The sequence below is a fragment of the Actinomadura madurae genome, assembly GCF_900115095.1.
GTDB classification, from domain to species: domain Bacteria; phylum Actinomycetota; class Actinomycetes; order Streptosporangiales; family Streptosporangiaceae; genus Spirillospora; species Spirillospora madurae.
The window spans coordinates 1,014,242-1,027,796 of record NZ_FOVH01000001.1 but is presented as its reverse complement, the minus strand read 5'-3'; the positions used below and the strand labels follow the sequence as shown (position 1 = coordinate 1,027,796).

15 protein-coding genes are annotated in these 13,555 nt (G+C 72.5%); 7 read left to right on the top strand and 8 right to left on the bottom strand.

All coding sequences use genetic code 11. From position 1 onward, the window contains the following. Positions 1-9: 9 nt before the first annotated feature. The 3 genes from BM339_RS04860 to BM339_RS04850 are packed head-to-tail and all read right to left on the bottom strand — an operon-like array spanning position 10 to position 2,520. Positions 10-654: a response regulator gene (locus tag BM339_RS04860; protein WP_075019994.1), complete on the bottom strand. Its 645-nt coding sequence runs from the start codon at positions 652-654 to the stop codon at positions 10-12. After that, positions 645-1,823 carry a sensor histidine kinase gene (locus BM339_RS04855; RefSeq protein WP_024935229.1) on the bottom strand — a complete coding sequence of 393 codons (1,179 nt, stop codon included), beginning with the start codon at positions 1,821-1,823 and terminating at the stop codon, positions 645-647. Before BM339_RS04855 ends, BM339_RS04860 begins: the two co-directional genes overlap by 10 nt. Next, positions 1,807-2,520, bottom strand: a complete 714-nt coding sequence (locus tag BM339_RS04850; RefSeq protein WP_021595919.1) for a DedA family protein — start codon at positions 2,518-2,520, stop codon at positions 1,807-1,809. Before BM339_RS04850 ends, BM339_RS04855 begins: the two co-directional genes overlap by 17 nt. Before the next feature lie 205 nt (positions 2,521-2,725). On the opposite strand from BM339_RS04850, the gene BM339_RS04845 reads away from it, so the two are divergent. The 3 genes from BM339_RS04845 (at position 2,726) to BM339_RS04835 (ending at position 4,661) form a co-directional block, all read left to right on the top strand. Beyond that, on the top strand, positions 2,726-3,541 hold the full coding sequence (locus BM339_RS04845) for an SAM-dependent methyltransferase (RefSeq protein ID WP_021595920.1): 816 nt from the start codon (positions 2,726-2,728) through the stop codon (positions 3,539-3,541). Between the two features lie 274 nt (positions 3,542-3,815). Continuing rightward, on the top strand, positions 3,816-4,310 hold the full coding sequence (locus BM339_RS49590; protein WP_021595921.1) for a hypothetical protein: 495 nt from the start codon (positions 3,816-3,818) through the stop codon (positions 4,308-4,310). Between the two features lie 162 nt (positions 4,311-4,472). After that, positions 4,473-4,661 carry a DUF5999 family protein gene (locus tag BM339_RS04835; RefSeq protein WP_024935232.1) on the top strand — a complete coding sequence of 63 codons (189 nt, stop codon included), beginning with the start codon at positions 4,473-4,475 and terminating at the stop codon, positions 4,659-4,661. Between the two features lie 24 nt (positions 4,662-4,685). On the opposite strand, the gene BM339_RS04830 is transcribed toward BM339_RS04835, so the two are convergent. After that, a complete protein-coding gene (locus BM339_RS04830) occupies positions 4,686-5,330 on the bottom strand; it encodes a YdcF family protein (RefSeq protein WP_177287613.1) in 645 nt (214 codons plus the stop codon). A 129-nt stretch (positions 5,331-5,459) separates the two neighbouring features. On the opposite strand from BM339_RS04830, the gene BM339_RS04825 reads away from it, so the two are divergent. Continuing rightward, entirely contained in the window at positions 5,460-5,729 is a 270-nt protein-coding gene (locus BM339_RS04825; protein ID WP_021595924.1) for a hypothetical protein, read from the top strand. Positions 5,730-5,890: 161 nt separating this feature from the next. Continuing rightward, the gene (locus BM339_RS52255; RefSeq protein WP_083597246.1) at positions 5,891-7,813 is read left to right on the top strand and encodes an SNIPE associated domain-containing protein; all 1,923 of its coding nucleotides are present in this window, start codon (positions 5,891-5,893) and stop codon (positions 7,811-7,813) included. A 7-nt stretch (positions 7,814-7,820) separates the two neighbouring features. On the opposite strand, the gene BM339_RS04815 is transcribed toward BM339_RS52255, so the two are convergent. The 3 genes from BM339_RS04815 to BM339_RS04805 form a co-directional block, all read right to left on the bottom strand. Beyond that, positions 7,821-8,594: an ArsR/SmtB family transcription factor gene (locus tag BM339_RS04815; protein ID WP_021595928.1), complete on the bottom strand. Its 774-nt coding sequence runs from the start codon at positions 8,592-8,594 to the stop codon at positions 7,821-7,823. A 72-nt stretch (positions 8,595-8,666) separates the two neighbouring features. Beyond that, the gene (locus BM339_RS04810) at positions 8,667-9,464 is read right to left on the bottom strand and encodes an SAM-dependent methyltransferase (RefSeq protein WP_021595929.1); all 798 of its coding nucleotides are present in this window, start codon (positions 9,462-9,464) and stop codon (positions 8,667-8,669) included. A gap of 40 nt (positions 9,465-9,504) precedes the next feature. Beyond that, positions 9,505-10,101: a PepSY domain-containing protein gene (locus BM339_RS04805; RefSeq protein ID WP_177287612.1), complete on the bottom strand. Its 597-nt coding sequence runs from the start codon at positions 10,099-10,101 to the stop codon at positions 9,505-9,507. Positions 10,102-10,239: 138 nt separating this feature from the next. Here BM339_RS04805 and BM339_RS04800 point away from each other — a divergent pair, with 138 nt between their 5' ends. Then, the gene (locus BM339_RS04800) at positions 10,240-10,920 is read left to right on the top strand and encodes a response regulator transcription factor (protein ID WP_083597243.1); all 681 of its coding nucleotides are present in this window, start codon (positions 10,240-10,242) and stop codon (positions 10,918-10,920) included. A gap of 1 nt (position 10,921) precedes the next feature. Beyond that, on the top strand, positions 10,922-12,367 hold the full coding sequence (locus BM339_RS04795) for a sensor histidine kinase (protein WP_021595932.1): 1,446 nt from the start codon (positions 10,922-10,924) through the stop codon (positions 12,365-12,367). Here the strand turns inward: BM339_RS04795 and BM339_RS04790 are convergent. Then, positions 12,342-13,508, bottom strand: a complete 1,167-nt coding sequence (locus BM339_RS04790) for an acyl-CoA dehydrogenase (protein ID WP_075020150.1) — start codon at positions 13,506-13,508, stop codon at positions 12,342-12,344. The genes BM339_RS04795 and BM339_RS04790 overlap by 26 nt on opposite strands. Positions 13,509-13,555 lie beyond the last annotated feature (47 nt).

Here is a 13,555-nt window from a genome sequence, read left to right as displayed (position 1 = left end):
AGGACCGGTTCAGGAACCCAGGTAGCGCAGGACGGCGAGGACCTGGCGGCTGTAGCCGGACGCGTGCGACAGGTCGAGCTTGTCGAAGATCGCATTGACGTGCTTCTCGACCGCGCTTTGCGAGATGTGGAGGGTCGCGGCGATCGAGGCATTGGCATGCCCCTGCGCCATGGTGTCGAGGACGTCCCGTTCGCGCGGGGTCAGCCGGGCCAGCGGGTCGGCGTGCGTGCTGTGCGCCAGCAGCCGGCGGACCACCTCGGGATCGAACGCGGCGCCGCCCGCCCCCACGCGGTCCAGGGCGTCCAGGAACTCGTCGACCTGCGCGACCCGGTCCTTCAGCAGGTAGCCGACGCCGGTGGTGTCGGCCGTGATCAGCTCGGTGGCGTAGCGCTTCTCCACGTACTGCGACAGGACGAGCACGCCGACGTCCGGCCAGCGCCGCCGGACCTCCAGCGCGGCGCGCAGCCCCTCGTCGGTGTGCGTCGGCGGCATCCGGACGTCCACCACCACGACGTCGGGCGGGCCCTGCGCCACCGCCGCGATCAGGGCGTCGCCGTCGCCGACCGCGGCGGCCACCTCGTGGCCCTCCTCGGCGAGCAGCCGCACCAGCCCCTCCCGGAGGAGCGTCGAGTCCTCGGCGAGCATCACCCGCACGGCAGCTCCGCGGTGATCACGGTCGGGCCGCCGGGCGGGCTGTCCACGGTGAACGCGCCGTCCAGCGCCGCGACCCGGCGGGCCAGCCCGGCGAGACCGCCCCCGGCCGGGTCGGCTCCGCCGGCTCCGTCGTCCTCGATGCGCACGCCGATCATTGTCGCCGATCCCTCGACGGCGACCCGCACGGACCGGGCGCCGGAGTGCTTGGCGGCGTTGGTCACCGCCTCGCAGACGACGAAGTACGCGGCGGTCTCCACCGCGTGCGGGGGGCGTCCGGGCACGTCGAACTCGATCGTCACCGGCAGCGCCGACCGCTCGGCCACCGTCTCCAGCGCCGCCCGCAGTCCCTCGCCGTCCAGCGCGGCCGGGTAGACGCGCCAGGTGACCTCCCGCAGGTCGGCGAGGGCCCGCTGCGACTCCTCGTGCGCCTGCCTCAGCAGCTCCGCCGCCCTGTCCCCGCTTCCCGCGCGGCGGGCGCGGCCGATCAGCATGCCGAGCGCCACGAGCCGCTGCTGGACGCCGTCGTGCAGGTCCCGCTCGATGCGGCGGCGCTCGTCGTCCACCGCGTCCACGACCTGCGCCCGCGTCACCGACAGCTGCGCGATGCGGCGCTCGTACTCCTCCAGCGGGCTCGGCCCGAGGCAGCGCCGCGCCACGGCCTTCTCCAGGGCCACGACCCCGACCAGGCCCTGGAGCCCGAGGAAGAGCAGCACCAGGCCCACGACGGTGATGTAGAGGACGATCCACCAGGTCGGCGGGATGCCGTCCGCATAGTCGCCCGTGATCCACCAGCCCACCGCCAGCTGGATCCCGGCCGCCGCCCCGTAGGCGATCAGCAGCAGGATCACGCCGCCGAGCAGCCCGACCGGGACCCGCAGGACGAGGTACGCGAGCGCCTTCAGCGGGCCGTACTCGACGGCCCTGTCCTCGCCGAGGAACGTGCGGAGCCGCCGCCGCTCCAGCTCGACCAGGAGGCGGGCACCGCGCGCCGCGGCGCCCGGCACCGTCCGGCGGCCCCGGGAGAACGCCAGCGAGTAGGCCATCAGGGGCGCCGCGACCGCCAGCAGGACCAGCTCCGCCCCGGCGGTGAACGCGCCGAGCAGCAGCCCCGCCGCGGCCCGCGAGGCCGCGCGGAGGCCGCGGCGCGCCGCGTCAGAAGATGCGATCACGTTCGAACTCTCGTGTCTCCGCCCGATGGGCGCCCGGCCGCGGTTCGCGGGCGGGCGTGCGCGCCTTCACGATACGGACGGCCGCGAACACGAGCACCGCCGCGCCGGCCACGGCGACCGTGGCCTTGGAGTAGACGCCGACGTACTCCTCGACCGTCCGCCAGTTGTCACCGAGCCCGTACCCGGCCAGCACGAACGCCGTGTTCCACAGCAGGCTGCCCAGGGCGGTGTAGAGCAGGAACACCGTCATCCGCATCCGCTCGACCCCGGCCGGGACGGAGACCAGGCTCCGGAAGATCGGGACCATGCGGCCGAGGAACACCGCCTTGGCGCCGTGGCGCGCGAACCATGCCTCCGTCCGGTCCAGATCGGCGAGCTTGACCAGCGGAAGCCGGGCCACGAGCGCGCGGATCCGGTCGCGTCCGATCAGCGCTCCGATGCCGTAGAGGGCCAGCGCGCCGGCGACGCTGCCCACCGTCGTCCAGACGATGGCCGCGACCAGGCTCATCCGGCCCTGCGCGGCGGCGAACCCCGCCAGCGGCAGGATCACCTCGCTCGGCAGCGGCGGGAACAGGTTCTCCAGCGCGATCGCCAGGCCCGCACCGGGCGCGCCGAGCTTGTCCATCAGGTCGGTCGCCCACCCCGCGATGCCGCCGGCGGGCTCGGCGCCGGACGCCGCGCTCATCATCTCGATCATGCTCACGACGCTAGGAACCGGCGTCGTCCCGGACCATGGAGCGCACCGCCCGGTCGCCCGGCCGCGCACCGCAGCCCCACCCTGCGGAAAACCGCACCCTGCCGGACCGAATGCCTGACGAGCGGGGCCGGCCGCCCTACGCTGGGGTTCCACCCCCCGCCGCCCGTCCACGGCATCCGGGCGCACGACCGAAGGAGCCGCACGCGTGGCCGACGACCCACCCGAGAACGCGCCGGCCGGCATCGACCCCTCCACGCCGACCTTCGCGCGCGTGTACGACTACTTCCTCGGCGGCAAGGACAACTTCGCCGCCGACCGCGAGGTGGCCGACATGGTGATGGAGCTCGTGCCGGAGGCGCCGGTGGTGGCGCAGGGCAACCGGGTCGCGATCGAGCGGGCGGTGACCTACCTGGCCGGCGAGCTCGGGATCGACCAGTTCATCGACATCGGCTCGGGGCTGCCGACGGCGTCCAACGTGCACCAGTTCGCCCGTGCCGCGAACCCGGCCGCCCGCGTCGTCTACGTCGACAACGACCCGATCGTCCTGGCGCACGGGCGGGCCCTGCTCACCGAGACGGGCGTCGCGACGTTCATCCAGGGCGACCTGTACGAGGCCGAGAAGATCTTCACCGACCGGGCGCTGACGGGACTGCTCGACCTGTCGCGTCCCGTGGGGGTCATCCTGGCCGCGATCATCCACCACGTGCCGGACGAGCGCGACCCCGCGGGCGTCGTCCGGTCGCTGCTCCCGTACCTCGCACCCGGAAGCCACGTCATGCTCACCCACCTGCACGACTCGGGCGAGGACCCGCGCGTCGAGGAGGCCAAGCGCATCCTGCAGTCGGGGCTGGGCGGCTCGTACTTCCGGCACTCCTCGGAGATCGAGGGGTTCATGGCGGGCCTCACGATCCTCGAACCGGGGGTGGCGCATGTCACCGAATGGCGCCCGGACGGCCCCGCCGGGCCGCTGGAGCACCCGCTGCACACCCAGATGGTGGCCGTCCTGGGCAGGAAGGCCTGACGGTCCGCCGCCATGATCGGACGATTCAGCGGAGAGTGAACGGGGCCGCCGGCCGGTGTCCGGCGGAGCGTCCCAGGGGCCCTGGTTCCCGCAGGCTACGGGGTTCCGGGCGGCGGCCCGCCCGGGTTTCGGGCCACCGCCCCGGTATGATCCACGTAAAGAATCTTTTTGATCGACTTTTCCGTTAAGAGCCTTTCTTGTAGCGTTCGCAGCGTTTTGTGAAGTGCATTCATGATCGGACTTCCCCGCCACAAGATCATGTGAGGACGCCGCGATGCCCCTGCCGACCGGCCTGGCCGCGGCCGCGCTCCTGGGCCTGCTGACGCTCCTGGCCACCGCGCGGCGCGGCAGGCGCCGACCATGCCCGGAGACCGGGCACCCCGAGTCCCTGACGGCCGTCCTGGACCCGGGCGACGAGGAGTACCTCGCGTGGCTTGCCGACCACCACTGGCCGGGGGACGAGTACCTCGACCTGGAGAACGAGTGGCTCACCGAGCTGGAGTTCGGGGAGCCCGCCGACCACTACGAGTCCCCGATGTGCCCCCGGTGCAACCTGCGCCGCGAGGACGTCTGGCCGTGCCCCACGTGCGGCCGGCTGCTGCACTCGTCCTGCGGGCACGGCATGCGGCGCAGGACGGTCGACCGCCCCTACCGGACGCACGGCACGAACGAGGCCGTCATCGCCGAGTGGATCTGCACGGGATGCACGTCCGTCGTCGGCCTGGACGTGGATCACGGCGGCGAACCGGACGAGGGGCTCTTGCGGTGAAACATCCCGATTGCCCGATCTATCCGATGTTCACACGTCCTGGACGGTAAAGAATCCGCCATCCACTTGCATATTTCGGACGCAACGCGGCAGGCTGCATTATGTCCTTAATCACGAGGACACCCGTGGAGGAACCCCGTGACCGCTGAAGCGCACCCGACCATCTGCCCGCACGAGCCGCCCTGCCCGACGCCGGACGACCTCGACCGGGAGGCCGCACGCATCGTGGCCGCCCACCCCGAGCAGGGCTGGAACCTGCTCTGCAACGGCGTCGTCGTCTTCGACGACACCGGCGAGCTGCTGCCCGACGGCCGCGTCATCGCGCCGCACCGCCCCACGACGGCCGCCTAGACACGCGGGTTCCTCCCCCCGCGATCACCTGATCACGTGCCTGTCGTAGCCGAGCCGGGCGAGCTCCTCGTACGCCGCCCAGGCCGCCGCGGGCACGGGCATCGGCACCTGGTAGCCCCGCTCGGCGTAGACGACCATCCGCTGCAGGTCGCCCACCATCAGCTCGATGAACTGGCGCTCGTCCGGACCGAACGCGTCGAACCCGAGCTCGGGCGCTGAGGCCGTCCACTCCACCCCCGGCCACTGGCGCCGCGCCGTGGCCAGGGCCCGTCGCGTCATGTAGGGCTTCGCGACGAGGATCCCGCTGCGCACCGCCACTCCCCGCCCGTCCAGCAGGCGCCTGGAAGCGGTGATGTTCTCCCCCGTGTTGGTCGCCGTCTCCTCCAGGACCAGAGCGTCCGCGGGGACCCCGTGCTCGCGCACGACCCGCCCGAACACCCGCGCCTCCGCCTCGTCCCACCCCGACGTGATCTTCCCCCGGCCGCCCGAGACGACCACCAGGGGACTCCAACCCCCGTGCCAAAGCCTGGCCGCGTGCACCGCCACCCGCGTGTCGTGGCTCCCCAGCGCGAGGATCACGTCAGCCTTGGAGAGAGGTCCGGACAGGACGAGGTGATCCCAGATGATCCTCGCCAGCTCGCGCGCACGCGCGTCCACGTGAGGGTCCACGGGCTCATTGTCCCCGGCGCCTCGCATGTCGGGGCTCCCATCCGGCGGGGGATCCCGATAGCGTTCAACTGTTTTGCTACTTACGCAAGATTCATGCGGAACTCGACCGTGATGAAAGGACGGTGCGGTGTGGTCACAGTCCTGGTCCTCGTGTCCCTGCTGGCCCTGCTCGGGCTCTGCCTGCCCAACCTGCTCCGCCCCATGCCGCCACGGCACGCGCCCGAGCCGCCCCCGGATCCCGGCACGCACCCCGAGTCGATGACGGCCGAACTCGACCCCGGCGACGAAGAGTATCTCGCCTTCCTCGCCGACCGCCTCTGGCCCGATGACGAGTACCTGGAACCAGAGCACACCACCGACGGCGAAGAGGAATCCGGCGGCACCGACATGCTCCTGTAAAACCCCCGCCACCAGAGCTCCCGGTAAACCCCACCCGCCACCGACCCGTCCAAGAGACGTCGAGCGCTCCCCTCGACTGTCCGATGAGACGGCGGCACGGGGAACGACTCGCCGGCAACGGGGTCGACCTGTTCTGCCCAGAGACAACGCGCGAGGAAGCGATGACGGTGCAGAACATCCCCCGGCCGGGCTATGTCGGTGTCGAGGTGGATCCCATCGAAGCCGACGACCTGATACGGCGGATGAGGTTCTTCCTGCGGGACGGCGAGTCGGTTCTGGCGCTCGCGTCGACCGTGAAAGCCCTCCCGAAGTTAACGCACATCGCCGTCACCGATCGGCGGGTCCTCGGGCTCTCCGCGCCCGACCTCGTCCGGGAGGGGCCCCGCCAGGAGGTCTCCACCGCCGACGTCACCGCCGTCGAGACGCGCACGTCGTACAAGCAGCGCTGGTTCCTGGTGGTGCGGGAGGCGGACGGAACCGAGACCGATTTCGGCGATGTGCACGATCAGGACGCGGCCCATGTCCGGCGGATCATCGAAGGGGCCGCCCGGCCGGCTCCCGTTCCGCCGGTGCCGCCCCAAGCGCCGCCCGTGGAGCCCGTCCAGCAGCCGCCGGCGCAGCCGGGAACCTTCACAGGCCCCGCAGACACGTCCGGATGGCGCTACAACCCTCCGCCGACCTGGCCGGCGCCCCCGCCCGGGTGGAAGCCCCCGCCCGGCTGGCAGCCCGACGCGAGCTGGCCGCCGCCCCCGGCCGGCTGGCAGTTCTGGCTGCCCGCGGCACCGGCGGCCCCCATGCCCGCCGCACCGGCGCATCCGGCGCCTCCCGTCCCGCCGGTGGCGGCACCGCACTCGGGCCCCAGGCCGCGGCCCGTGTTCGGAGGCAAGCGGCAGCGCATCGAGGAGCTGGAGGCCGAGAACGCCGGACTGCGGCAGTGGCTGGAGCGCCTCGGAGGGCTGGAGGCCCCGCAGGTGGCCGCGGAGATCGAGCGGCTCCGCGGCGAGGCGGCCGACGTCCGGCGGGAGACGACACAGAAGCGCAAGGAGCTCGCGCGGCTGCGCAAGGAGATCGTCGAGACCCAGGACCTCGCGCTGCTCCAGGAGGCCGGCGTCTACGAATACCAGCACCCGCTCGCGGACGTCGTCGCGTACAAGGCCGAGCTGGCGCGGGTCAAGGACCGGATCAAGTCGATGGCGAGCGGTGGGAAGGCGGTCGTCGGGGCCACGAACTGGACGGTGAACGGGTCGGCGGCCCAGGGTTCCAGGATGGTGCGCGACTTCTCCAAGTTGATGCTCCGCGCGTACAACGCCGAGGCCGACAACCTCATCCGGACGATGCGGCCCTACAAGCTGCAGTCGGCGATCGACCGCCTGGACAAGACCGCGCAGACCATCGAACGGCTCGGGAAGACGATGGACATCCGGGTGAGCCGCCAGTACAGGGAGATCCGCGTCCGCGAGCTGAAGCTCACCGCCGACCATCTCGCCAAGGCGGAGGAGGAGAAGGAGCGGGTGCGCGCCGAGCGTGAGCGGCAGCGGGAGGAGGACAAGGCGCGCAAGGAGTTCGAGCGCGAGAAGGCCCGCCTGCTCAAGGAGCGCTCGCATGTGGAGTCGGCGCTCGCCCGGCTGGAGGCCAACGGGGACGCCGCCGGCGCCGCGGAGCTGCGCGCGAAGCTGGCGGACGTCGAGTCGGCCATCACCGACGTGGAAGGGCGTGCCGCGAAGACCCGCGCCGGCTACGTCTACGTGATCTCCAACATCGGCGCTTTCGGCGAGCGGATGGTGAAGATCGGCATGACCCGTCGGCTGGACCCGCTCGACCGCGTCCGCGAGCTGGGGGACGCGTCCGTGCCGTTCCGGTTCGACGTGCACGCCCTCATCTTCAGCGAAGACGCCGTGGGCCTGGAGGGCAGCCTGCACCAGGAGTTCGCGGAGAAGCGCGTCAACCAGGTCAACCTGCGGCGGGAGTTCTTCTACGCGACGCCGGGCGAGGTGCGCGGGGTGCTGGAGCGCATCGCCGACACCCACCTGCTCGAATACACCGAGGTTCCGGAGGCCGAGGAGTACTGGGCCAGCCGGCGGTAGCGGGCGGTTACGGGGTGGGGAGGGGTTCGCCCGTTTCCATGAGGGTCTTCAGGGCGGACACGAGTTGCGGCCAGCCGTGGCGGGACATGCCGAGCAGGGTCTCGCCGCCCTCGTGGACGACGGTGAGCTTGACCGTCTCGCCGGCGGGCTCGATCTCGAAGGTCACCTTGGAGCGCGGTTCCTGGAGCAGCCGGGCGCGGGTCTCCTCGTCCACGCCGACGGCCTTGGCCCACTCGGGCGTGAAGGTGTGCCAGGTGTAGGCCAGGCGGCGGCCCGGCTCGGCTTCGAGGACGACCTGCTCGGGGTCGGCGATGGTCGCGCCGTCCTCGTGCCAGGTGATCGTGGAGCCGGGCTTCCAGTCCGTCTCGAAGGAGACGCCCCAGTAGCGGCGGGTGAACGCCGGGTCGGTGAGGGCCTCCCAGAGCCGCTCCGGCGTGGTCTTGATGTAGGTGGTGTAGACGAACTCGTTCATCGGGTCCTGCTCCAATGCGGTCTTCAGGTCGGCGAGCGCACGCGCGCGCTCCTGGTCGTACCGGCTCATCCAGCGGTCGGCGATGGCGTTGATCGGGGCGGCGTCGAGGTAGTGGAGCTTCTCGCGCCCCCGGCGCGCGGTCGTCACGAGGCCGGCGCCCTCCAGGACCGCCAGGTGCTTGCTGACGGACTGCCGGGTCATGTCCAGCCCGGCGCACAGCTCCCGCAGCGTCTGCCCGTTGCGGGCGTTCAGGCCGTCCAGCAGCCGGCGCCGGCTGGCGTCGGCGAGCGCCTTGAAGACCTCGTCCATGCACGCCCCTTATGCAGCCATCTGGTTGCCTTTGACAATAGGCAGCCAGATGGTTGCATGTCAAGGGAGGCGCTAGGGCTTGCGTCCGACGGCGCCGTAGGCGTCCACCGGCTCCTGGTCGGGCGCCGCGTCCGGCCGCCAGTGCGTCACCGGGACGACGCCGGGCTCCAGCAGGTCCAGCCCGTCGAAGAAGCGGGCGATCTGCTCGGGCGTCCGCAGCACTAGCTCGGTGTTGCCCGACGCGTTCCAGACCTCGACGATGCGATCGGACGCCTCGCCGTGGATGACGTTCGTCCCGTCGTACATGGCGAAGTAGCTGCCCGACGTCGCGGCGTCCAGCAGCGTGCGCACGATGCCGTAGGCCTGCTCGTGGTCGGGGATGAACTCCAGGACGCCCATCAGGGTGAACGCGACGGGTTCGCCGAAGTCGAGCGTCTCGGCGGCGGCTTCCAGGATCGTCTCGGGTTCCCGCAGGTCGGCGTGGATGTAGGCGGTGCGCCCCTCTGGGGTGCTGGTGAGCAGCGCCCGCGCGTGCTCCAGGACCAGCGGGTCGTTGTCGACGTAGACGACCTTCGTCTCGGGCTCGGCCCGCTGGGCGACCTCATGGGTGTTGTCCACGGTGGGCAGGCCCGTCCCGATGTCGATGAACTGGCGGACGCCCGCCTCGACGGTCAGGTACCACACGACCCGGTTGAGGAACAGCCGGGACGCGCGGGCCAGCCGGGCGACGTCCGGCAGCATCCCGAGGATCTGGTCGCCGACCTCGCGGTCCACGGGATAGTTGTCCTTGCCGCCCAGCCAGTAGTTCCAGATGCGCGCCACGTGCGGGACCGCCGTGTCGACGCCGGGCGCGGGCTTCTGCTCGGTCATGCGCACCCCCTCGGCGGTTCTCTTCCCGCTGCGGGTCGCGTCAGTCCTGATCGGTCTCCTTGGAGAGCACCCCGCCGGTCGCGGCGTCCACGGTGACCTCGTAGGCGGTGCCGTTCCGGCCGGTCACGTCGGCCACCCAGACGGCCCGGCCGTGCTCGCGCTCGAACTCCGTGGACGTGGCGCGTCCGGAGACGGCCTTCTCCGCCGCGCCGGCCGCGTGCGCGATGGTGATCTTCGCGCCGCGCACCGCGCCGGCCGGCTCGGAATCGTCGTCGTCCGGACGGTCCGCGCGGTTGGCGGTGACCTTCCCGTCGCCGGCGTCGACGACCACGTCGCGCGGGGTCCCGCGGTCGGGGAGGACGCCGACCTCCCACACGGCCCGGCCGTGCTCGTCGTCGAGTTCCGCCTCCTCGACCGTGCCGGGGACGGCCTTGAGCGCCGTGTCCACCGCCTGCGCCAGCGACACCGCCTGCGCCGGCGACGCGGACGTCGTGACGGACGGGTCGGCGGCGGGGGTCCCGTCGTCGCCGTCCGCGGCGGCGGCCGCGCCGGCTCCCCCGGCCGCGAGGAGACCCGCCGCGGCCACCGCGACCAGCGGCCGGCGGGCGGAGAGCATGCGTCGTGCGTCGAACCTCATCGGATTCCGGCCTCCAGTTCTCGGGTCGGCGGCCGGTCCTCCCGGCCACCCGTTCGCCATGGACGATGCCGGGCATTCCTGTAGCCGTGCTGAAGCAACCTGAAGCCGGCTTCAGGTGCGGTTTGGCACGCTATGAGCATGCGCCTCCTGATCGTCGAGGACGAGGGACGCCTCGCCACGTCCCTCGAACGGGGGCTGACGGCCGAGGGGTACGTCGTCGACACCGTCCATGACGGCGCCGAGGGGCTGCACCGGGCGCTCGGCGGAGAGTACGACCTGATCGTCCTCGACATCATGCTCCCCGGGCTGAACGGCTACCGGGTGTGCGCGGAGCTGCGCGCCGCGGGCGACCAGACGCCGATCCTCATGCTGACCGCCAAGGACGGCGAGTACGACGAGGCCGAGGGCCTGGACACCGGCGCGGACGACTACCTCACCAAGCCGTTCTCCTACCTGGTGCTGGTGGCGCGCATCCGGGCGCTGCTGCGCCGCCGGACGCGGGGCGCCGCGCCCGTGATCACGCTCGGCGACCTCACCGTGGACCCGGCGGCGCGGCGGGTGTTCCGGGACGGCACCGAGGTCGAGCTGACCGCCAAGGAGTTCGCCGTGCTGGAGCACCTGGCCGCGAACGCCGGGCGGGTCGTGTCGAAGGCGCAGATCATCGAGGCGGTCTGGGACTTCGCCTACGACGGGGACCCCAACATCGTCGAGGTGTACGTGAGCGCGCTGCGCCGCAAGCTCGACGTCCCGTTCGGGCGCCGGTCGATCACGACGGTGCGCGGGTCCGGGTACCGGCTCGCCCGGGACGGGGGCGGCTGAGGTGGCCCGCCGCCCGGCGTCCGTCCGGGCCCGGACGACCCTGGGCGCGACCGTCGTGGTGGCCGCCGCGCTGGTCGCCGCCGGGCTCGCGGTAGTGGTGCTGCTGCGCGCGAACCTCGCCGGCCGGGCCGAGCTGGAGGCCGAGGTGGCGGCGCGGGAGGTGGCGGGGCAGCTCGCCACGGGGACCCCGTACGCCTCGCTCGACCTCCCGGACCCGGACGAGCATCCGGTCCAGGTCGTGGGCGAGGACGGCCGCGTGCGCGCGGTGAGCGAGGACGTGGAGGCGATCGGCGGCACCGGCTCCCCGGCCGTGCGGCCCGGCCCGCCCGCGCGCGGTGACGACGACGAGGGGCGCGGCGGCGAGGGGCGGGACGACGACCCCGGGCGCGGCGAGGTGGCGGACGGCGACCCGGACTTCACCACCGGCAGCGTGACCGTCGACGGCCGGACGGCCGACTACCGGTTCGCCGCCGTCGAGGTGACGACCCCGCGGGACGACACGGTGACCGTGTACGCGGGCGCCGACCTGGGCGCGGCGCGGGAGGCCGCCGGCACGGCCACCCGGGCGATGCTCGGCGGGCTGCCGCCGCTGCTCGCGGTGGTCGCGGGGGTGACATGGCTGGTGACGCGGCGGGCGCTGCGGCCGGTGGAGGCGGTCCGGGCGGAGCTGGCCGCGATCACCTCCTCCGGCGACCTGGCCCGGCGGGTCCCGGTGCCGGACGCGCGGGACGAGATCGCCGGGCTCGCCGTGACGACGAACGAGACGCTCGCCGCGCTGGAGGAGTCGGTGGCCCGGCAGCGCGGGTTCGTGGCGGACGCCTCGCACGAGCTGCGCAGCCCGATCGCGTCGCTGCGCACACAGCTGGAGGTCGCCGCCGCGCACCCGGGGCTGCTGGACGTGGACGGGCTCGTCGAGGACGTCGTCAGGCTCCAGCACCTCGCCGCCGACCTGCTCCTCCTCGCCCGCATCGACGCCGGGGACCGTCCGCCGGCCCGGCCCGTCCTGCTCGGCGGGCTCGTCCGGGACGAGCTGGAGCGGCGCACGGGGGACCGGATCCCCGTCGAGCCGTCGATCGAGGGGGACCCCCGGGTCATGGGCGTCCCGGGGCGGCTGTCGCGGGTGGTCGGCAACCTGCTCGACAACGCCGAGCGGTACGCGGGCACCGCCGTCCGCCTGTCGCTGCGCGAGGAGGCGGGCGCGGCGGTGCTGCGGGTCGCCGACGACGGGCCGGGGGTGCCGCCCGGCGACCGCGAGCGGATCTTCGAGCGGTTCGTGCGGCTGGACGACGCCCGCAGCCGGGACGACGGCGGCGCGGGCCTCGGCCTGGCCATCGCCCGGGACCTGGTCCTGGCGCACGGCGGGGCGATCACCGTCGGCGACGCTCCCGGCGGCGGCGCGCTCTTCGAGGTGCGGCTGCCGGTTACTTCAGGAGCTGGCGGGCGATGACCATCCGCTGGATCTGGTTGGTGCCCTCGTAGATCTGGGTGATCTTGGCATCGCGCATCATCCGCTCCACCGGGAACTCCCGCGTGTACCCATAGCCGCCAAGGAGCTGGACCGCGTCGGTGGTGACGTCCATCGCCACATCCGAGGCCAGCGCCTTGCACGCCGACGAGACCAACGTCAGGTCCGCGACCTTCTCCCCCGCCATCGCCCGCTCGGACTTGATCGCCGCGTGATACGTCAGCTGCCGGGCACCTTCGAGCCGCATCGCCATGTCCGCCAGCATGAACTGCACGCCCTGGAAGTCGGCGATCGGCTTGCCGAACTGGCGCCGCTCCTTGACATAGCCCACCGCGAAATCCAGCGCGCCCTGCGCGATGCCCAGCGCCTGGGCGGCGATGGTGATCCGGGTGTGGTCCAAGGTCGCCAGCGCCGTCTTGAACCCCGTCCCCTCCGCACCGATCAACCGGTCCGCCGGGATGCGGACGTCCTCCAGGATCACCTGCCGGGTCGGGGACCCCTTGATCCCCAGCTTGCGCTCCTTGGGCCCGAACGACACCCCAGGGTCGTTCTTCTCCACCACGAACGCCGAGATCCCCCGCGCACCCGCCGCCGGATCGGTCACCGCCATCACGGTGTAGAACTCCGACACACCGGCATTGGTGATCCACATCTTGGTGCCGTTCAGCACCCAGGCATCACCGTCGCGGACCGCGCGGGTCTTCATCCCCGCCGCGTCCGACCCCGCATCGGCCTCCGACAGCGCATAGGAGAACATCGCCTCCCCCTGCGCCACCGGCGCCAGATAGCGCTTCTTCAGCTCCTCCCCGCCGGCCAGCAGGACCGGAACCGTGCCCAGTTTGTTCACCGCCGGGATCAGCGAGGAGGACGCGCACGCCCGTGCGACCTCCTCGATCACGATCACCGTGGCCAGCGCGTCGGCCCCCGCGCCCCCGTACGATTCGGGCACGTGCACCGCGTGCAGCCCGTTGGCCACCAGCGCCTCCAGCGCCTCCCGCGGGAACCGGGACTCCTCGTCCACCTCGGCCGCGAAAGGAGCGATCTTGGCCTCGGCCAGTTCACGCACCGTGGCCCTCAGCAGCTCATGCTCCTCGGACGGGGCGTACGCGGGAAAGTCGCTCATCGGGTCCTCCACGGCACCGGGCGCACGGCGCGCCTCAATACTTTGAC

Coding starts and splice junctions, on each gene's coding strand:
- BM339_RS04850 (WP_021595919.1), bottom strand. CDS start 2,520: ATGATCGAGATGATGAGCGCGGCGTCCGGCGCCGAGCCCGCCGGCGGC.
- BM339_RS49590 (WP_021595921.1), top strand. CDS start 3,816: ATGCCCCTGCCGACCGGCCTGGCCGCGGCCGCGCTCCTGGGCCTGCTG.
- BM339_RS52255 (WP_083597246.1), top strand. CDS start 5,891: ATGACGGTGCAGAACATCCCCCGGCCGGGCTATGTCGGTGTCGAGGTG.
- BM339_RS04815 (WP_021595928.1), bottom strand. CDS start 8,594: ATGGACGAGGTCTTCAAGGCGCTCGCCGACGCCAGCCGGCGCCGGCTG.
- BM339_RS04810 (WP_021595929.1), bottom strand. CDS start 9,464: ATGACCGAGCAGAAGCCCGCGCCCGGCGTCGACACGGCGGTCCCGCAC.
- BM339_RS04805 (WP_177287612.1), bottom strand. CDS start 10,101: ATGAGGTTCGACGCACGACGCATGCTCTCCGCCCGCCGGCCGCTGGTC.
- BM339_RS04800 (WP_083597243.1), top strand. CDS start 10,240: ATGCGCCTCCTGATCGTCGAGGACGAGGGACGCCTCGCCACGTCCCTC.
- BM339_RS04790 (WP_075020150.1), bottom strand. CDS start 13,508: ATGAGCGACTTTCCCGCGTACGCCCCGTCCGAGGAGCATGAGCTGCTG.